This window comes from Microbacterium sp. Y356 (assembly GCF_059445355.1).
Genome location: NZ_JCAIUE010000002.1, coordinates 306,027 through 325,058 on the forward strand (window position 1 = coordinate 306,027; position 19,032 = coordinate 325,058).

General features: G+C 62.4%; 15 protein-coding genes. 9 read left to right on the forward strand and 6 right to left on the reverse strand.

Translation table 11 applies throughout. From position 1 onward, the window contains the following. Window positions 1-14 precede the first annotated feature (14 nt). From AC1C2Q_RS15140 to AC1C2Q_RS15160, 5 genes are all read left to right on the forward strand, one after another. A complete protein-coding gene (locus AC1C2Q_RS15140) occupies window positions 15-677 on the forward strand; it encodes a response regulator transcription factor (protein WP_495432066.1) in 663 nt (220 codons plus the stop codon). Further along, window positions 667-1,896, forward strand: a complete 1,230-nt coding sequence (locus tag AC1C2Q_RS15145) for a sensor histidine kinase (protein WP_495450780.1) — start codon at window positions 667-669, stop codon at window positions 1,894-1,896. The genes AC1C2Q_RS15140 and AC1C2Q_RS15145 overlap by 11 nt, the downstream gene beginning before the upstream one ends. Continuing rightward, entirely contained in the window at window positions 1,893-2,918 is a 1,026-nt protein-coding gene (locus AC1C2Q_RS15150; protein WP_495432068.1) for a hypothetical protein, read from the forward strand. Before AC1C2Q_RS15145 ends, AC1C2Q_RS15150 begins: the two co-directional genes overlap by 4 nt. A 263-nt stretch (window positions 2,919-3,181) precedes the next feature. After that, the gene (locus tag AC1C2Q_RS15155; RefSeq protein ID WP_495432069.1) at window positions 3,182-4,381 is read left to right on the forward strand and encodes an ROK family transcriptional regulator; all 1,200 of its coding nucleotides are present in this window, start codon (window positions 3,182-3,184) and stop codon (window positions 4,379-4,381) included. 99 nt (window positions 4,382-4,480) lie between these two features. Next, window positions 4,481-7,510: an alpha-mannosidase gene (locus tag AC1C2Q_RS15160; RefSeq protein ID WP_495450781.1), complete on the forward strand. Its 3,030-nt coding sequence runs from the start codon at window positions 4,481-4,483 to the stop codon at window positions 7,508-7,510. A gap of 6 nt (window positions 7,511-7,516) precedes the next feature. Here AC1C2Q_RS15160 and AC1C2Q_RS15165 read toward each other — a convergent pair whose 3' ends face one another. Continuing rightward, entirely contained in the window at window positions 7,517-7,747 is a 231-nt protein-coding gene (locus AC1C2Q_RS15165; RefSeq protein ID WP_495450782.1) for an acyl-CoA carboxylase subunit epsilon, read from the reverse strand. Next, window positions 7,744-9,339: an acyl-CoA carboxylase subunit beta gene (locus AC1C2Q_RS15170; protein WP_495432072.1), complete on the reverse strand. Its 1,596-nt coding sequence runs from the start codon at window positions 9,337-9,339 to the stop codon at window positions 7,744-7,746. Before AC1C2Q_RS15170 ends, AC1C2Q_RS15165 begins: the two co-directional genes overlap by 4 nt. Before the next feature lie 208 nt (window positions 9,340-9,547). On the opposite strand from AC1C2Q_RS15170, the gene AC1C2Q_RS15175 reads away from it, so the two are divergent. Continuing rightward, a complete protein-coding gene (locus AC1C2Q_RS15175) occupies window positions 9,548-11,143 on the forward strand; it encodes an isocitrate lyase (RefSeq protein WP_495450783.1) in 1,596 nt (531 codons plus the stop codon). Between the two features lie 78 nt (window positions 11,144-11,221). On the opposite strand, the gene AC1C2Q_RS15180 is transcribed toward AC1C2Q_RS15175, so the two are convergent. Further along, window positions 11,222-14,347, reverse strand: a complete 3,126-nt coding sequence (locus AC1C2Q_RS15180; protein ID WP_495450785.1) for a type I restriction endonuclease subunit R — start codon at window positions 14,345-14,347, stop codon at window positions 11,222-11,224. Between the two features lie 86 nt (window positions 14,348-14,433). Here AC1C2Q_RS15180 and AC1C2Q_RS15185 point away from each other — a divergent pair, with 86 nt between their 5' ends. Both AC1C2Q_RS15185 and AC1C2Q_RS15190 read left to right on the forward strand, forming a co-directional pair. Next, window positions 14,434-14,856: a hypothetical protein gene (locus tag AC1C2Q_RS15185; protein ID WP_495450786.1), complete on the forward strand. Its 423-nt coding sequence runs from the start codon at window positions 14,434-14,436 to the stop codon at window positions 14,854-14,856. Then, window positions 14,853-15,218, forward strand: coding sequence for a DUF5615 family PIN-like protein (locus AC1C2Q_RS15190; protein ID WP_495450787.1), 366 nt, complete (start codon window positions 14,853-14,855; stop codon window positions 15,216-15,218). Before AC1C2Q_RS15185 ends, AC1C2Q_RS15190 begins: the two co-directional genes overlap by 4 nt. Window positions 15,219-15,264: 46 nt before the next feature. Here the strand turns inward: AC1C2Q_RS15190 and AC1C2Q_RS15195 are convergent, their stop codons facing one another. Then, complete coding sequence (locus AC1C2Q_RS15195; protein WP_495450788.1) at window positions 15,265-16,458, reverse strand: restriction endonuclease subunit S; 1,194 nt, start codon at window positions 16,456-16,458, stop codon at window positions 15,265-15,267. Next, entirely contained in the window at window positions 16,455-18,212 is a 1,758-nt protein-coding gene (locus AC1C2Q_RS15200; RefSeq protein WP_495450789.1) for a type I restriction-modification system subunit M, read from the reverse strand. The genes AC1C2Q_RS15195 and AC1C2Q_RS15200 overlap by 4 nt, the downstream gene beginning before the upstream one ends. Before the next feature lie 145 nt (window positions 18,213-18,357). On the opposite strand from AC1C2Q_RS15200, the gene AC1C2Q_RS15205 reads away from it, so the two are divergent. Next, complete coding sequence (locus AC1C2Q_RS15205; RefSeq protein WP_495450790.1) at window positions 18,358-18,663, forward strand: helix-turn-helix domain-containing protein; 306 nt, start codon at window positions 18,358-18,360, stop codon at window positions 18,661-18,663. 34 nt (window positions 18,664-18,697) lie between these two features. Here AC1C2Q_RS15205 and AC1C2Q_RS15210 read toward each other — a convergent pair whose 3' ends face one another. Then, on the reverse strand, window positions 18,698-19,003 hold the full coding sequence (locus AC1C2Q_RS15210) for a hypothetical protein (protein ID WP_495432075.1): 306 nt from the start codon (window positions 19,001-19,003) through the stop codon (window positions 18,698-18,700). Between the last annotated feature and the right edge of the window lie 29 nt (window positions 19,004-19,032).

Genomic DNA, 19,032 nt, shown 5'->3' on the forward strand with positions numbered 1-19,032 from the left:
GATAGGCTGGGTGCATGAGCAGGGTCGCACTCATCGACGATCACGAGTCCGTCCGCCTCGGGCTTGAACTGGCGTGCGAGCGGGACGGGGCGCAGTCCGTCGTCTTTTCCGGCAGCACAGTGGGGTCGTATCTCGGTTGGCGGCGGTCGACCGGGTCTGCTCCCGCCGATGTGGTTGTTCTCGATCTCACGCTCGGTGACGGCACAACCGTGACCGAGAACGTGGCCACTCTGGTAGCTGACGGTGCCAGTGTCGTCATTCACAGTGTTGCTGATCGTCCTGCGGCCGTGCGTGAAGCGCTCGCCGCCGGGGCAGTCGGTATCGTGAGCAAGTCATCGGCCCTCGATGACGTGCTTGATGCCATCCGCACAGTCGCTCGCGGTGAAGCTCTCAACAACGTCGAGTGGGCCAGCGCCGTCGAGGGAGATCGGGAGTTCGCCGATGCGCAGCTGTCGACTCGTGAGCGCGAGGTGCTGCGACTGTACGCTGCCGGGCTTCCGTTGAAGGTCGTCGCAGAGCGGCTGGGCGTCGCATATTCCACAGCCAAGGAGAACATCACTCGTGTGCGAGTGAAGTACGTCGAAGTCGGCAGGCCCGCGCGAACCAAGATCGATCTGCTTCGTCGCGCGATGGAGGATGGCATCGTCGCCGGCGATGGGGCCGCGAGTGCCAACTGAGACCGCTCTTCGTGACGCCTGGAGTCAGATTCCGTCCCCGGGCACAGCGGAGACCGAGTTCGAACGATTCACCGGCAAGCGGATGGAGCGCATCCTCGCCACCGTAGTGGCCATCGGATCGACTCTTTTGGGTGTCCAGGCGCTGTTGGTGGCCATCGGCGGCATCTCGCATGGTGCATCGGCCGGTTACATCGCGCTCGTCTTCGTCGTCTACGTGCCATTGCTGGCCATGCTGGTCGCGTGTGTGACCGCTCGCGGAGTGCGCGTTGCGACGGGCTGCTTCGCCATCGTCTACGTGGTCGCCCTCGCGGCATGGCCCCTGGTCGTGGACACCAACAGTGCTGCCAGCCAGCCATGGATCTTCTTCCTGGTGAACGTCGGCGTCGTGGCTGCGATGCTCGCGTTCCCGATGAAGGTCCAGCTTGCTTGGGCCTTCGGAGTCCCCCTCGTCTACGGTTACGTTCGCCTCGTGGAGGGCGAGTTCACGAGCAGATTCTGGACCAGCACTGCCTTTGATGTGTCGTTCACCATCATTCTCGGCATCGTCATCGTGTCGCTCGGGTGGATGTTCCGCTCCGTCGCAGCGGGCGTTGACGAAGCGCGCGGCCAGACTGTCGCCTCATACGCGGCCGCGGCGGCCGCTGCAGCCGCAGAGGAGGAGCGCGTGGCCATCGCCGCCCTGATGCACGACAGTGTGCTCGCGGCGCTGATCGCCGCGGAGCGCGCAGACACCGACCGGGCGAGGGATCTGGCTGTCTCAATGGCACGAGAAGCGCTCACGCGCCTTGCGAACACCGATGCAGGTGTGGATCAGGAGGGCAGTGATGCGCCCGTTGCCACTGCACAGATCGTCATTGAGCTTCGCAGGGCACTCTCTGAAATCGGCGCCGATGCCGTCGTCGAAGAGCGGGGTAGCTCCGGATTGATTCCGGGACGAGTGGCACGCGCGCTCGTTCTTGCCGCGCGCCAGGCGATCGGCAATGCCGTCACTCACGCGCACGGCCGTGGCCTTCACCTCATTGTCCAGGGAAACGGTGATGAGGACGTCTCCGTCACTGTTGTCGACACCGGTCCCGGATTCGATGTGGATGCCATCGGCGAGGACCGTCTCGGAATAAGGGCCTCCATCATTGCGCGAATGGCGGGAGTGGCAGGCTCAGCGACGATCGTCGCCGGATCCGCAGGGACCACCGTCGCGCTCGGATGGGAGCGGGCATGAACCGCTCGGTGCGCAGCATCGCCACGGCGCTCGCGGTCGGATTCGCGGTCTATTTCGCGGCGCGTGCTGTCTGGTGGATCGTGCAGCCGACGGCTCCGCTGATCATGGTGGCCGCGATCCTGCTGTATTTGATTGTGATGATGGCGACCGTGCTCGTGGAAGCCCCCAACGGAATGCAGATGCCGTTGTGGTGGGGAGTGGTCGCCGTCGTGACGAGCGCTGTCATCCCCACGATGGTGAGCGTGTCACTGCTGCCGATTCACAAGACGGCGCCGTTCGCGACCTGGTACATCGGCGCGCTGGGGCTGCTAGCGGTGGTGTGCATCGTCAGGCGGCGTGCCCTCGCGGGGTGGCTGGTGCTGCTGGCACTGACGATCTCATCCGCCGTGCATCTCGGGGTGTTTGTCGCGCTGGAGCTGGGGCTGGTCGGCTCGATCATGTGGACCCTCGTGGCGCAGCTGCTGGTGTTGTTCTGGGATCGTGCGGTGCGTGACACAGAGCATCTTGCCGACATTCAGCAGGCGGTCTCCGCCTGGCATGCGACCCAACTGGTCAGGCAGCGAGAACGTCGGGTTCGCGTGCAGTACGCGCTCGGAACGGCGGGACCGGTGCTCACTCGCACGGTTGCGTCGCGCGGGCATCTCACCGACGAAGAACGGCTGGATGCGCGACTCGCCGAGGGGCGGCTACGCGATGAGCTTCGCGGCGCGAGCCTGCTGAACGATGCTGTTCGGGACGCGATCCAGGCTGCTCGGCTGCGAGGAGCTGCCGTGACGGTGTTCGACGAGGGCGGGCTGGACGAGCTGGATGAGCAACGTCGTGCGGAGATTCGTGACGAGCTAGCCGATGTTCTCACTCGAGCCGACACTGGTCGAGTGATCATCCGCGCGGCGCGCGATTCGCACACGGCGGTCACGGTTGTGGGGCGCTCTGGAGCGGGCGGTTCCTCGGATGAGGATTCTGTCGGCCTCTGGCACGAGATTCCCCGGGAGCACGAGGATGCTGCGCCAGACAGCGATTGATGGGCGCGTGATTGAGATGGGCGAGGGGCGGCGTTTCCGCCAGCCCCTCGCCAGTTGCGGTGCAGTTACCCGAAAACTGACCGCGGTGGTCGATCTACGTCTGCCTACCCTGGGGCAGAGAGACCGAACGAACGCGAAGCGTCGATTCAAGTCTGCGGGAACGCAAGGAACTTGTCTGTAGGTACTTTGGGGGACAAGAATCCGTTCCCATGGGACATGATGGAGCCGTGAGTGTACGGCGCCGTGGAACAAATCTTCCGAAGATGGGCGACTTCAATCAGTCCGTCATCCTGGAAACCATCCGACGATCAGGCGAGGGTCTGAGTCGGATCGAACTGGTGGATGCGACCGGACTTTCGGCGCAGACGGTGACGAACATCACCCGCAGGCTGCTGGACGACGGGATCATCGAAGAGGCCGGTCGAACCATCACTGGTCCAGGAAAGCCGCGCACGACGTTGCGGCTGAATGCCAACAGCAGGCTATCGATCGGTGTGCATCTTGATCCGGCGGTCATGACGTTCGTGCTGCTGGACCTTGCCGGCTCGGTGATCGAACGCACCAAGAGGCGTACCCCCGCGAACGATCCGCGGCGAATCATCAAGGCGATGGCCAAGACAGTCGACGAATTGATCGTCCGCTCCGGGGTCGAACGTGAGCGCATCGCGGGGATCGGCGTCGCGACACCGGGGCCGCTGGATTCAGCTCGGGGCACCGTGATCGATCCGCCCAAGCTCAATACCTGGCACCGCGTGCCGCTGCGTGACGCTCTTGCTGAGGAGACCGGGTTTCCCGTCACTTTGGAGAAGGACACAACTGCGGCTGCGGTCGCCGAGCTGTGGACGGGAGTCAATCCGACGGACGGCTCGTTTCTGTTCGTCTACCTCGGTATCGGAATCGGCACTGCGCTCGTGCTCGACGGCGAGGTCGTGCATGGCTCCTCGCGCAACGTCGGTGAAGTCGGCCACATCATCGTCGACCCGGATGGTCCGCTCTGCGCATGCGGACAGCGCGGCTGCGTCGAGGTCGTGTGCACGCCTCAGGCGATCGTGGAGCGCGCCGAGAGTGCTGGCATACTCGCGGATGATCGTGTGAGCAGCGATGCCGGGTCGGTAGACGAGCGATTCACCGAACTGTGCGCGCGCGTCGCCGCGGGGGATGCTGAGGCGGCCACCGTGCTTGATCAGGCAGCGCAGCACCTGTCGGTGTTGATTTCGAGTCTGACGAACATGCTCGACGTCGATCGCGTCGTGCTGGGCGGGCCATTCTGGTCGCGCGTTGAAGAGCTGTATCTGCGACGCTTGCCCGGGCTGCTCGATCGACACAGCGCCACGCGTGCGGTTCGCCATCTGCCTGTGTTCGGCACGATCGTCGGTGACGATGTCGTCGCGGTGGGCGCCGGCTGTGTGGTGCTCGACGAGGTGCTGTCGCCTCGCGCATCCACACTTTTCTTAGGCCACTGAGGACGCGGATCTGGCCAGCGTTTGGCATCCACCCCTTGACAAGAGTAAATCTAATCGATTTACTATCTCTCAACCCCTCGTCTTGGAGTCTGCTGCCGAATGCATGACACATCCTCGCTCATCGAAGCTCGAGTTCGTCGTTTCGTTGATGAGCGACTGCGGCCGAATGTGTATGTGGATCTCGCGCCGCTGACCTTGGCGAGTTGGGACGTGCCGGGGGAGCCGGTGCCGTTCGCTGAAGCTGTCGGGCAGGTTTATGAACCATTCGTCGTCGGGACGCGCTGGGGGCGCCCATGGGGAACGACGTGGCTGAGAGTGACAGGAACGGTACCGGGCACACCGGGAACTGAGCTGCTTTTCGACCTCGGCTTCAACGCCGCGGAACCCGGCTTTCAAGCCGAAGGCACCGTCTATCGACTGGACGGTTCGATCGTGAAGGCGGTTGAACCGCGCAATTCCTACGTGCCGCTGGAGGGCAACGCCGGCGACCAGTTCGAGCTCTATCTGGAAGCTGCAGCGAACCCGGACGTGGCAGACGGTTTCCGCGACTTCCGGCCGACGCCGCTGGGAGACCTGGAGACGGCAGGAGACGATCTGCTGTACGTCTTCCGGCAGGCGGATATCGCGGTGCGCGATGTCGTCGTGTGGGAGCTGTTGCAGGATGCGACGGTGCTGTTGCAACTGATGGCTGAGCTTTCTGACACACCGCGTCGGGCAGAGATCCTGCGGGCTCTGGAGCACATGGTCGATGCTGCCGATCCAGACGACATCGCTGGAACGGCGGCGAACGCGCGGGCGGAGCTGACCGAGGTGCTCGCGCGGCCTGCATCCGCATCGGCACACCGTCTGCACGCCATTGGGCATGCACACATCGACTCGGCGTGGCTGTGGCCCGTGCGCGAGACCCAGCGCAAAGTCGCGCGAACGTTCTCGAACGTGCTGTCGCTGCAGCAGGAGACTGACTTCACTTTCGCGGCTTCCTCGGCGCAGCAGTACGCCTGGATGAAGCGGTTCCAACCAGAGCTGTTCTCACGATTGCGCGATGCCGTCGCCTCCGGTCGTTTCGTCCCTGCCGGGGGCATGTGGGTCGAATCCGATACGAATATGCCGGGTGGCGAGGCGCTGGCGCGTCAATTCGTGCGGGGCAAGCGATTCTTCATGGAGGAATTCGGGGTCGAGCCGTTGGATGTCTGGCTGCCGGATTCGTTCGGGTACTCCGCAGCGCTGCCGCAGATTGCACGCGCGGCGGGTTCTCGGTGGATGCTGACGCAGAAGATGTCGTGGAATGAGACGAACGTCATGCCGCATCACACCTTTCAGTGGGAGGGCATCGACGGATCGCGCATCTTCACGCATTTTCCTCCGGTGGACACGTACAACGCACAGCTGACCGGGGCAGAGCTTGCCCGGGCTGAGCGTCAGTACAACGAGAAGGGGCTCGCCAACACGTCGCTGGTGCCGTTCGGATATGGCGATGGTGGCGGTGGTCCGAATCGGGAGATGGTGGCCGCTGCGGCGCGGCTGCGGTCGTTGGAAGGTTCGCCGACGGTCACGTTGTCGAGCCCGGTGCAGTTCTTTGAGGCGGCAGAGGCAGAGTATCCGAATCCGCCGGTGTGGTCGGGGGAGATGTACCTCGAATTCCACCGCGGCACGTACACGTCGCAGGCGCGCACGAAGCGCGGCAATCGCCGCAGTGAGCATGCCCTGCGCGAGGCGGAACTGTGGGCGACGGCTGCGGCCTTGCGCGGTGCAGAGTATCCCTATGACGAGTTGGACGGCCTGTGGGAGACCGTGCTGCTGCAGCAGTTCCATGACATTCTTCCTGGCACATCTATCGGCTGGGTGCACCGGGAAGCAGAACGTCGCTACGCCGAGGTCTTGACCTCGACGGAGCGCATAATCGCGCAGGCTCTGGGGGCCGTCGTCGGAGAAGGTACGACGGAGCTCGTTGCGAACGCGGGACCCTATGCGCGGGAGGGAGCGACGGCGATGGGGATCGCTATCGCACCACGCGTCGAGGAGCCACCCGCAACAGTCGTGCGGACGATGGGCGGATTCGACCTGTCGAATGAGCACCTTGCCGTGCGCATCGACGAGTCGGGTCTTTTAACGTCACTCATCGTCCGCGCGACGGGGCGCGAAACGATTGCGCCGGGAGAGCGGGGAAATCTCCTGCAGTTGCATCGCGATACGCCTACCCAGTGGGATGCCTGGGACATCGATGAGCACTATCGTCGTCACGTCGTCGACCTGACTGATGTGGTGTCGATCGATCAGGTTCCGCATCCGACTGCGGCGGTTGTCTGCGTGATCCGCAGCCGGGGGGCTACGCGGATCACGCAGACGTTGACTCTGGCGGTGAATTCTCAATCGCTGGAGATCGAGACGACGGTGGATTGGCATGAGCGACAGAAGCTGCTCAAGCTCGCGTTCCCCCTGGATGTGCATGCCGATCGTGCGAGCTCGGAGATCCAGTTCGGGCATGTGCAGAGGCCCACGCACGCGAACACTTCGTGGGATATGGCGCGGTTCGAGACAGTTGCGCATCGCTGGGTGCATGTCGGTGAGAACGGTTTCGGCGTAGCTGTCGCGAATGATTCCACCTATGGGCACGACATCACGCGTGCGCCGCGTTCAGGCGGCGGCACGATCACGAACGTTCGGCTGTCATTGTTGCGGGCGCCGTTGTATCCCGATCCAGAGGCAGATCAGGGCGAGCACACGTTCCGGGTGAGCATTCGACCGGATGCCGAGATCGCGGATGCCGTGCGCGAGGGGTATCGGCTCAATATGCCGACGCGCGCTCTCGCGGGCGCGAGGCCTGCGGCTTCATTGGTCGCGGTGTCGTCGGGTGCGGTGTCCTCAGATGCCGTAGTGGTGGAGGCAGTGAAGCTTGCGGAGGACCGCAGCGGGGACGTGATCGTGCGACTGTATGAGGCACACGGTGGGCGTGCCTCGGCGACGCTGACGACGGCTTTCGAGTTCGACAGTGTGAGTGAGACGGATCTGTTGGAGCGTGAGGTGGATGCTGCGGCGGTGACTGCGGCAGCCGGCGGTCGGGTGGAGCTGACGCTGCGCCCGTTCCAGTTGGTGACATTGCGCTTCGCGAATCCGGCCTTGCGCGCCTGAGCTGGTTCAGCCCGAGAATCGGCCCCACGGAATATCGCGGTGCAGCGGCGCGCGCAGCGAACGCTGGGTGCGCTGCCATGCTGACACGGACGATTCTTCGGCGACAGCACCCGCGGCCTCTCGCTCGTATGCGTCGGTGACGACGGCGATGAGCGCGGCAAGTTCTTCTTCGTTTGCGGTGCCGCGGACGAAGCGGAGGTCTGCTGCCCGGTTGAGGCTGGCGTCGGGATCTGTCACAGCGGAATGTTCCCGTGCTTCTTCGGGGGCAGCTCGCTGCGCTTGCCGCGGAGGGATCGCAATGCCTTGGCAATCGAGACTCGAGTGTTCGCGGGTTCGATGACGCCGTCGATCTCGCCACGCTCTGCGGCAAGGAACGGTGAGGTGACGCTGTAGGTGTACTCGTTGGCGAGGCGGGTGCGGACAGCCGCGACGTCTTCGCCTGCTTCTTCCGCCTTCTTGATTTCGCCGCGGTAGAGGATGTTGACGGCGCCCTGGCCGCCCATGACGGCGATCTCGGCGGTCGGCCAGGCGAGGTTGACGTCGGCTCCGAGCTGCTTGGAGCCCATCACGATGTACGCGCCTCCGTATGCCTTGCGCAGGATCACTGTGACCATCGGAACGGTGGCTTCGGCGTAGGCATAGATGAGCTTCGCGCCGCGGCGGATGACGCCGGTCCATTCCTGGTCGGTGCCGGGCAGGTAGCCGGGAACGTCGACGAGGGTGACGATCGGAACCGAGAAGGCGTCGCAGAAGCGCACGAAGCGGCTGGCTTTTTCACCGGCTTCGATGTTCAATGTGCCCGCCATCTGAGAGGGCTGGTTGGCGATGATGCCGACCGAGCGACCTTCGATCCGACCGAAGCCGATGACGATGTTCGGAGCGAACAGCGGCTGAACCTCGAGGAAGTCGTCGTCGATCACGTGGTCGATGACGGTGTGGATGTCGTAGGGCTGGTTCGCTGAGTCGGGGATGATTGTGTTCAGTGTGCGATCGGCATCCGTCGTCTCGAACTCGAAGGCGCTCTCGTACGTAGGGATCTCGGCCATGTTGTTGTCGGGGAGGAACCCGAGGAGAGTGCGCGCGTAGTCGAGGGCGTCGTCTTCGTCCTCGGCGAGGTAGTGCGCGACGCCGGAGCGGGTGTTGTGCGTGTACGCGCCGCCGAGCTCTTCCATGCCGACGTCTTCGCCGGTGACGGTCTTGATGACGTCGGGGCCGGTGACGAACATCTGGCTGGTCTTGTCGACCATGATGACGAAGTCGGTGAGCGCGGGGCCGTAAACCGCGCCGCCGGCTGCGGGGCCCATGATGATCGAGATCTGTGGGATGACGCCGGACGAGCGGGTGTTCAGCCGGAAGATCTCGCCGTACTTGCTGAGGGCGAGCACGCCTTCCTGGATGCGGGCGCCGCCGGAGTCGAGGATGCCGATGATGGGCATCCCGCCGGTGAGGGCGTATTCCATGATCTTGATGATCTTGTCGCCCGATACTTCGCCGAGCGAGCCGCCGAACGTGGTGAAGTCCTGCGAATACACAGCCACGGTGCGGCCGTGGATGGTGCCGAAGCCGGTGACGACCGAGTCGCCGTAAGGGCGGTTGCGGTCCATGCCGAAGGCGGTGCTGCGGTGGCGCACGTACTCGTCGAATTCGACGAAGCTGCCAGCATCGACGAGGAGTTCAATGCGCTCGCGGGCGGTCATCTTGCCCTTGGCGTGCTGCTTCTCCTTCGCCTTTTTCTCGGCGTCGAGCACCGCGTCGCTGTAGCGCGCGCGGAGATCGGCGATTTTGCCGGCGGTCGTAGAAAGGTCAGGGGTGTCCGTCACGGATTCCACACTAGTAGGGGGATGCCAAGACGCGTTGGATGCCTCGCACAACAGGTCGCAGGATCCTTTGGCAGATCAGGCACGAGTCCCTATGGACACCCTTCTTCCCGGTTGCAGAAAATTGATGAATCTTCTATAGCTGGTTCACGGGAAGACGTTGTTTTTTTGACGCAAGGTGGAGTTAATGCGACTCAGCCACCACCGCGAAGGAAACAAGATGACTGCGTACCAAGACGACATTGACGCTGTTGAGGCTCTCAAGGAGCACAACGGATCCAGCTGGGATGCCATCAACCCCGAGTACATCGCCCGCATGCGGGCGCAGAACCGGTTCAGGACCGGACTCGAGATCGCCCAGTACACGGCTGACATCATGCGCCGCGACATGACGGAGTACGACGGCGACTCGTCGCTGTACACGCAGTCGCTCGGTGTGTGGCATGGATTCATCGGGCAGCAGAAGCTCATCTCGATCAAGAAGCATCTGAAGACCACCAACAAGCGCTACCTCTACCTGTCGGGGTGGATGGTTGCAGCGCTCCGCTCCGATTTCGGGCCTCTTCCCGATCAGTCGATGCACGAGAAGACCGCCGTGCCGGCGCTCATCGAGGAGCTCTACACCTTCCTCCGCCAGGCCGACGCCCGCGAGCTCGATCTTCTCTTCACAAAGCTCGACGGGGCTCGGTCGGCTGGCGATGAGACGGCGGTCGAGTTCATCCAGTCACAGATTGACAACTACGAGACCCACGTCGTGCCGATCATCGCCGACATCGACGCCGGTTTTGGCAACCCCGAGGCGACTTACCTTCTCGCCAAGAAGATGATCGAGGCGGGGGCCTGCGCCATCCAGATCGAGAACCAGGTCTCCGATGAGAAGCAGTGCGGTCACCAGGACGGCAAGGTCACGGTTCCGCACGAGGATTTCATCGCGAAGCTCGCCGCAGTCCGTTACGCGTTTCTCGAACTCGGCATCGACAACGGCGTGATCGTCGCCCGCACCGACTCGCTCGGCGCTGGCCTCACGCAGAAGCTCGCTGTCACGCATGAGCCTGGTGACCTCGGTGACCAGTACAACTCCTTCCTCGAAGTCGAAGAGATCTCGGAGTCGGAGTTGGGCAACGGTGATGTCGTCATCAAGCGCGATGGCAAGCTCTTGCGTCCGAAGCGGCTCGCGAGCAACCTGTTCCAGTTCCGTGCTGGTACCGGTGAGGCGCGCTGCGTGCTCGACAGCATCACTTCGCTGCAGAATGGTGCCGACCTACTGTGGATCGAGACGGAGAAGCCGCACGTCGCGCAGATCGCCGGCATGATGAACGAGGTGCGTAAGGTCATCCCGAACGCGAAGCTCGTCTACAACAACAGCCCGTCGTTCAACTGGACCCTCAACTTCCGTCAGCAGGCCTACGACCTGTTCGCCGAGCAGGGCAAGGATGTCTCCATCTACGTCCGTGGCGAACTGATGAGCGTCGATTACGACAACACCGAGCTCGCGCGGGTGGCCGACGAGATGATCCGCACATTCCAGCGGGACAGCTCCGAGCAGGCCGGGATTTTCCACCACCTCATTACGCTGCCCACCTACCACACGGCGGCTCTGTCGACGGATGATCTCGCAAAGGGCTACTTCGGCGACCAGGGCATGCTCGCCTACGTGACGGGTGTCCAGCGTCGTGAGATTCGCGAAGAGATTGCGACCGTCAAGCATCAGAACATGGCGGGCAGTGACATCGGCGACAACCACAAGGAGTACTTCGCCGGCGACGCCGCGCTCAAGGCGGGTGGCAAGGACAACACGATGAACCAGTTCGGCTGAATTTGATTTGTACATGGGTGCGGGTCCCGGCGCTGCCGGGGCCCGCACCTGTTTGTGCGTAGCGGGTCGAACCCGTGCCTACTCTGCCGCCCGCTGCGCAGCGAACTCCTCATAAGCGAGAGTCCCCAGCAACCGGACGAACTCGTTGCGACGATCTTCTCTCGCAAAAAGGTGGTCGACCAGGCGATTGTTCGTGTCCTGATTACCCAACACGGCTCCGGCGACGGCATCCGTCAGATCCGGCGACTCCAGGAACTGCTTCTGCGAGTTCGCGTTCGCCTGCGTCTTGATGCGCTCGTCATCGACCAGCACGGTCACGACACCCTGCGCCCACGTTTCGATGCCTGACGTAGAAAAGTCCTCGTCTGAGAACAGTTCGTTGAGGCGTCCGAGGATCTCAGCCAGTCGCGCCAGGCGTGGGTCGCGCGCAGTGCCAGTGCCGCCAGAACCTGGCGGGTCCATCGGATCAGCGACGCCAGCATCCAGATCCAGCGCGTGATCGCCGCTGCGCGTCTGCTTGATATGGGTGAGTTCGACTGCCGAGAAATCGATCGGATCCTTCGAGACCCGCCCGGTGAGACGAGGCAACAGCAACCTCAGATACAGTGAGCGCTTCTCGAGCGCTGTGTCTTCGTAGTCGAAGATCTGAGAGAGGAAATCGTACATGCGGATGAACGTGCCGACGTCCTTGCGGAACAGGTCAAGTTCATCCTGTGTGGCTTTGTCCTCGGATGCCACTGCCGCGGTGTACCGCTGATTGAACCGGTCCGATGCAGCTTTCAGCGGCGCAGTGTGCGCGCCATGCTTCGGACGGGTCGCGGTAGCGAGGAATGCCGTGGCGAACGCTTCGATCTCGGCATCGGTGAAGATCAATGCGCCATCGAGCTTTGCCTGCAGGTCGTGTATCTGGTCAGGATCGCTCGTGGTGCTCAGCTCGGCGGTGCGGTGGAACTGCCGGAACGTCTCGAGTATCTCGTCTGGGTCGTTGACAAAATCAAGAATGAACGTGGTGTCTTTGCCTCGAGCAGGGTAGGTGCGGTTCAGCCGCGACAGCGTCTGCACCGCGGTGACGTTGTCGAGCCGTTTGTCGACGTACATCGCGCAAAGCAAAGGTTGATCGAACCCTGTCTGATACTTATTCGCGACGATGAGCACTTGAAAGTCGTCCGATGCGAACGCGGCAGGCAGAGTGCGTCCGCGCACTCCCTTGTTGAGATTCGCCTCTGAGTACGGCGGCTCGACGCCGGCGAACGCGATGCCGGGCACCTGTTCCGCAGCCATCGTTCCGGAGAAGGCGATCAGCGTCGCGATAGGGTACTTCCGCTCGGAGATATAGGCATCGATCGCTTCCTTATAGCGGATCGCATGCTCACGCGAACTCGTGACAACCATCGCTTTCGCATGGCCGTCGAGCAGGTGTCGCACGTTCGATCGATAGTGCTCGACGATGATCTGCACCTTCTGCGCGATATTCGTCGGATGCAGTGACACCCAGCGCATGAGGCCCTTTGTGGCTTCGGCTTCATCAACTTCGTCCACTAACTGAAGGTGACGCTTGGTCCTCTCGGCAAGCTGGAAAGCGGTGTCGTAAGTGGTGTAATTGCGCAGGACATCGAGGATGTAGCCCTCTTCGATCGCCTGACGCATCGAATAGACATGGAATGCCTGCGGGATGCCGTCCGCATCTGGGCGTCCGAACAGCTCGAGGGTTTTGGGTTTCGGCGTGGCAGTGAAGGCGAAGAATGAGAGGTTGGGGGATGCTGCGCGGGCTGTCATCTGAGCGGAGAGAAGCGCCTCGGCATCCACTTCGCCACCATCATCGAGGGCGGCCTGCTCACTGGAGGTGAGTACCTCGCGCAGCTTCTGCGACGCGCTGCCGGTCTGTGACGAGTGCGCCTCGTCTGCGATGATCGCGAACTTGCGCCCGGCGAGTCCGGCATTCTCCCGGATCGCTTCCAGCGCGTGGGGGAAGGTCTGCAACGTGACGATGATGATGAGCTTGCCAGACAGAAGCGTCTGCGCGAGTAGGCCCGATTTTGATCCTTCGCCAGCCTTGCGCACTTCGTCGGCGTTGATCGTGGCGACCGTACCGTCGACACCTTCGATCTGCTTGATCGCCTTTTGTAGCTGGTCGTCGAGCACCGTACGGTCGGTGATCACGATGACCGAGTCGAAGACTTTGTGATTGTCGTCGTCATGCAGGTTCGCTAGTCCATGTGCGAGCCACGCGATGGAGTTCGTCTTGCCAGATCCCGCAGAATGCTGAACGAGATAGCGCTGGCCCGGGCCTTCCTCGCGTGCGGTCGCGATCAGCTTTGTGACGAGCTCCCATTGGTGGTATCGCGGGAAGAGCAATGCTGTACGCTTCGTGATCTCGCCGGTGATCGGATCGGTCGAGCTGGACTTCTCGACATGCAGGAGGCGTCCGATGATGTGCAGCCAGGCATCCCGCTGCAGCACGCGTTCCCAGAGATAGGAGGATGCTGCACCTGTGGGGTTCACAGGGTTTCCTGCCCCCTGATCGTTGCCGAGGTTGAAGGGCAGGAAGTGAGTGCTCTTTCCAGCAAGGCGGGTCGTCATCGCGACCTCGTCGGTAGAGACGGCGAAGTGCACGAGTGCGCGGTTCGCAAAGCCGAGCAGCGACTCGCCCTTGGGGTCGCGGGCATTGCGATACTGGGCGGTCGCATCGTCGATCGACTGAGTGTTGTCGGTCTTGAGCTCGAGAGTTGCGACGGGGATGCCGTTGACGAAAAGCACCAGGTCGATTGAGGCAGTGTGCTTCGTGGAGTAGTAGACCTGACGCACGACGCGCAGCCGCACCGCTTCGTAGTTCGCGATCGCCTGCGCGTTGCGGGTAGTAGCGGGCTTGAAGGCGCACATCTGGAAGGATGCGGGGGTCTTCTTGAAGCCGCGGCGCAGCACATTGAGCGTGCCGCCTCCGGCGTCGAGCGGCCCGTCGAGCGACTTCACGAGCCGGTCGAGGAGCTGTTCCTTGGCCTTGTTCTGCTCTGCAGCGGATGCCGTCGACTTTATGGCCTTCGACCACTCATCCGGCTGCGTCTGCTGCAGCCAGGCGAAGATGTCTTCAGGGAAGAGCGCGCGGACCTTGTCGTAACCATCATTGTGCGGTTCGTAGATCCAGCCGTTGGCGGCGAGGTGTTCGCAGATCTCGTCTTCGAAAGCCTTCTCATGCTCGATGCCCATGCATGCAAGCATGGCGTATATATGAGCAGTCACGCGGGAAGCGCCCACCCGATCGACGTCAATCGAGCGATGCTACAATGTAATACATGTCATCCACGCCTCTTTCGATTCGATTCGATGATGAATTGCTCGATCGTCTTCGCCGTCGAGCTCTGAGCCGCGACGCCACAGCATCAGGACTGATTCAGCGTTTCGTGGATGAAGGGCTGCGCGCAGAGGAGTACCCGGGCATCGTGTTTCGTGATGGCCCCGCAGGGCGCCGGGCCGCTCTCGCCGTTGGTCCGGACATCTGGGAGATCGCGTCCACGTTGAGGGATGTCGAAAGTCGCGGCGATGCAGCAATCGAAACGGTCGCGGCCGACTTCACACTCAGTATCGGAAATGTGCGTCTTGCGATGGCGTATTACGGCGCGTTCGCAGACGAGATCGACGCGGAAGTGGCTGACAATGATCGCGCCGCGGATGAAGCGTTCAGGTCGTGGGAGGCACAGCAGCGGCTCGTTTCATGAGCGAGCGGCTGCTGCTAGACGAGCACTACAGTGACGTGATCGCCGTCGCGTTGAGGCAACGCGGTCACGACGTCATTTCGGTGGTGATCGATGACGAGTTGCGCGCCGCTAGTGACGCCGTCGTTTTCACAGTCGCCGCTGCGGACGGGCGACGAGTCGTCACGGAGAACATCAGGGACTTTCGGCCATTGTTGCTGAGCGCCATGGCAGAAGGGGCTCCTGCTGCAAGCCTGTTGTTGGTATCGGCGCGCCGCTTTTCTCGTGGTGACGGAAGTAAGGCGGCTGTGATCGTTAGAGCGCTGGATGCCTGGCTCAGTGCTCCGGATGCTGGGCGTCGTCCCATCGAGGATTGGTTGATCTGATCCCGCCGACCGGTTCTCGAGCGAGCTGAAGGCCGATCAAGGCGCGCTATGCCGCGATATCGAGCTGTCCGGTGACCGCGGCGGTGATCAGCGCCGCCCGCCGTTCCTTCGAGAGCTTGATGAACTGCTCGGCCTTCGCGATGAGAGTGTCGATTTTCGCGAGGGCAGAAGAGACTTCAGAAATGATCGAGTGCTGATCGCTCACGGAAGGCAATGGAAGCGGCAAGCTCAGAATAACTTTCAGGCTGATGTTCTGCATTGAGGGGCTCGACCCATTCGCCTCGATTTCGATAAGGTCACGCCAGCGACGCGATCCCATCAAGAGCGCGACATACTGCGGCAAGGCATTCGGTTTGAACGTGAGTGCGTACAGTTTGTCGCTCAACATCAGCTTTGGAAAGTGTCCTTCGACTACCGCCGCGCTGCCGACTAATTCACGAGTATTGGCACGGGACACGATGAGGTCGCTAGCGCGAACTACCGCACCTTGGGTTGGTTGTTCATCGCGAGGAAGCTCCTTGTTCTCATCGGCGCGGAAGCGGCCGCCGTTCGCACAGCCAGCCTTCAAGACTGCCCACGTCTCGACGCCGTCAGCCGGCCATGAGTAGCATTGCGGACTCACGCCTTGACGGATCGACTGAACGGCGTGCTTCATCCGTGCGCTTCTGCCATCGGGTGTTACGGCGGTAGCGTCAATCGCGCCTGACCGCCGCTCCCTCAGGGTCGCGATGAGCTGTTCCTGCTTCGCGATCAGCGTGTCGATCTGGGCGGTCTCGCGGTCGAGGTAGTCGGCGATCGCTTGCTGAACATCCAACGGTGGTGCCGGCAATACATGCGCTGCGAGGTCACCCTGGGTCATGCTGGGTAGAGCGGTGTTCGTCTGGTAATAGCCGAATGGCATCGTCGTCGCGTAGTAGTGCAGGAATCTCGCATCCACGTTCTCTTTGAGCTCCGTGTAAAACATGGTGTCGACAGTCCAGAAGCGACCTTGCACGAGCAGGGGCTTGTTGACGGTGCCCTTCCTGCCGAAGAGAACGCTCGTGCCATCATGCAGGTACTGCGATGCCCGGCGAAATTCTCCGCCTGAACCGTAAACCGGATAGCCACCAGATGCGACCTCGACGTTTTTGTAGTCGGAGCCGTTCTTGAACGTGGCCACTCGGCGAAGCTGGATGGTATCCCAATGTGACGGCGTCTGTTCGGTCCAAGGGGCATACAAACGAGAGCGGCGAGCCCTCACCGCTCCACTTCCTTGAGCAGCTCCATGATCTCGCCGACGAGCTGGTTCAGCTCTGCGTCGATCTCTTCCAACGGCCGCGGCGGCACGTACTCATAGAAGTGCCGAGTGAACGGGATCTCGTATCCGACTTTGGTCTTCGCAGCGTCCACCCATGCGTCCGGAACGTGGGGGAGTACCTCGGCGTCGAAGTACGCCTGGATCACCACGTCCTGGGCATCCTCACCCTCAGCATTACCGCCCCAGTTGAACGGCACATTCTCGGTGTCGCGTAGCTTCGCGTCTGCCTTCGCATCGCCCTTGCGGTCGGTGACGATCTTGCCGTCCTCGTCGCGCAGGGGGCGCTCGACGGTGATCGTCCAGTATCCGAACGCGTGAGTGGGGAAGATCTTCGAGTGCTTCTGCTCGACGTGCTCGTCATACAGGCGCACGATCTCGGCACGATCCTTCTCCGACACTTCGCGGTTCTTCTGGCCGAGGTTCTTGCGCAGCTTCGTCCAGAACCCTGCGCCGTCGATCAGCTGCACCGTGCCGATGCGGTCCGCCGGCTTCTTGTTGTCGAGCAGCCACACGTAGGTGGCGATACCGGTGTTGTAGAACATGTTCGTCGGCAGCGCGACGATCGCATCCACCAAATCGTTCTCCAGCAGCCACCTGCGGATCTGGCTCGGCCCCGACTCCGCAGCCCCCGTGAACAGTGGCGACCCATTCAGGACGATCCCGGCGCGACCGCCACCCTCGTGTACCGGACGCATCTTTGTCGCCAGGTGCTGCAGGAACAACATCTGGCCGTCACTGATCGGGGGCAGCCCGCCAGGGAAGCGGCTGCTCTCTCCGGCATCCTGAATATGCGCCTTCACCGCCGCTTGCGATGCCTTCCAATCCACTCCGTACGGCGGGTTCGACAGCGCGTAGTCAAACGTCTGCCCGGCGAACAGGTCATCGGAGAGCGTATTGCCAAGGCGAATGTTCGTGGCATCCTGCCCCTTCGCGATCATGTCGCTCTTGCAGATGGCATACGACTGCGGGTTTATCTCCTGGCCGTACAGGCGCAGACGCGCCTCGGGGTTCATGCCTGCGTGCTCGCTGGATCCGACCAGGTGTTCCTCGGCGACGGAGAGCATTCCGCCCGTGCCTGCTGTCGGATCGTAGATCGAGCGCACGACTCCCGGAACGCTCAGGCCGCTGTCATCGCCAGCGAACAGCAGGTCGACGATGAGGCGAATCGCGTCGCGTGGGGTGAAGTGCTCACCAGCTGTCTCGTTCGATGCCTCGGCGAACTTACGGATCAGCTCTTCGAACAGGTCGCCCATCGCGGCGTTCGGAAGTGCATCCGGGGTCAGATCGACATCGGCGAATCGCTGCACGACGAGCAGGAGCCGGTTGCTCTCAGCCATCGATTCGATCTGGTCTTCGAACTTGAATCGGTCGAACACGTCGATGCTCTTCGAAAAGCCGGAGATGTAGTCGACGAGGTTCGCCTGCAGACCCTCCGGGTCGCCGAGCAGACGCGGGAACGTCCACGAGGTCGTGTTGTAAAACCCCAGATTGGTCTTCTGCCGGATCCGCACCTCACGCAAATCCTCGTTGTCCGTGCTCGCCAGCACCTCGGCGATCGTGTCGCGGTGCACAGACATGATGCCGTCGAGCCGGCGCAGGATCGTCATCGGCAGGATGACGTCGCCGTATTGATGGGGTTTGAAAGGGCCCCGGAGCTGATCCGCGATTTGCCAGACGAATGATCCGAGACTGCTCAAGCGGGTGCTCCTGACGCTGACGACGCCGTCGGAAGGAATCAGGGCGCGGCAAATACCGAGCCAAACAACGGCTCGTTAACCATGGCATACAAGCCCATGCATTTAAGCAAGTGGCGACTGGGCGGTTCGCTTGGATGCTGGAGGAATGAAGGAACCGCGATCTCGAGCATCCGAGCAGGTCGGACTGCGGGTCGCGGAACTGCGGAGTAAGACGACGATGAGCCGCGCCAAGCTCGCCGAGCGCGCCGACATGGATGTGTCTCACTTGGCGCGCATAGAGAAGGGGGTCGGAAACCCGACCCTGTTCGTGCTCATCCAGCTCGCCACCGCACTTCAGGTGAAGCCGACGGTATTCCTTGACGGATTGACCGCTGCTGATCTGCCCGAAAATCTCAAGCCCTACTCAGAGGCCGATTTTCGTCGAGAGCTTCGCCGCCGCGAAGGCATGTGAGATCGCGCGTGCGTCTCAGACAGAGACCCGCGCATCACACCACGAACCGCCACACGTATTCCAGGCCGTCGCTGGGCCGGAACCAGGCCAGCGTCACGACTACCTCCTCGAGATCGGCCGTGCAGAGGCACAGCTCGATGTCCTCTGACGGAAGCACCTGTCCCCACAGTTGAGTGCGCTCTTGGCCCGCGCTGTCGTCGCGGAACACTCGCACGAAATCGACGGCCTCCCGGCCCTGATTGATCACCACAGGATGCACAGGATCATCGCGGCGGATGAGCCACGGCACTCGGTACGCAGGCGTCGGCGGTTGTTCGGTCGGATCGATGGCTCTCAACATGTGGCCACGGTAGGAGTGGCCGCCGACGC

Bases quoted from the DNA above. Each gene is read 5' to 3' on its own strand.
- AC1C2Q_RS15140 (WP_495432066.1), top strand. From the start codon at position 15: ATGAGCAGGGTCGCACTCATCGACGATCACGAGTCCGTCCGCCTCGGG.
- AC1C2Q_RS15150 (WP_495432068.1), top strand. From the start codon at position 1,893: ATGAACCGCTCGGTGCGCAGCATCGCCACGGCGCTCGCGGTCGGATTC.
- AC1C2Q_RS15155 (WP_495432069.1), top strand. From the start codon at position 3,182: ATGGGCGACTTCAATCAGTCCGTCATCCTGGAAACCATCCGACGATCA.
- AC1C2Q_RS15160 (WP_495450781.1), top strand. From the start codon at position 4,481: ATGCATGACACATCCTCGCTCATCGAAGCTCGAGTTCGTCGTTTCGTT.
- AC1C2Q_RS15175 (WP_495450783.1), top strand. From the start codon at position 9,548: ATGACTGCGTACCAAGACGACATTGACGCTGTTGAGGCTCTCAAGGAG.
- AC1C2Q_RS15180 (WP_495450785.1), bottom strand. From the start codon at position 14,347: ATGGGCATCGAGCATGAGAAGGCTTTCGAAGACGAGATCTGCGAACAC.
- AC1C2Q_RS15185 (WP_495450786.1), top strand. From the start codon at position 14,434: ATGTCATCCACGCCTCTTTCGATTCGATTCGATGATGAATTGCTCGAT.
- AC1C2Q_RS15190 (WP_495450787.1), top strand. From the start codon at position 14,853: ATGAGCGAGCGGCTGCTGCTAGACGAGCACTACAGTGACGTGATCGCC.
- AC1C2Q_RS15205 (WP_495450790.1), top strand. From the start codon at position 18,358: ATGAAGGAACCGCGATCTCGAGCATCCGAGCAGGTCGGACTGCGGGTC.
- AC1C2Q_RS15210 (WP_495432075.1), bottom strand. From the start codon at position 19,003: ATGTTGAGAGCCATCGATCCGACCGAACAACCGCCGACGCCTGCGTAC.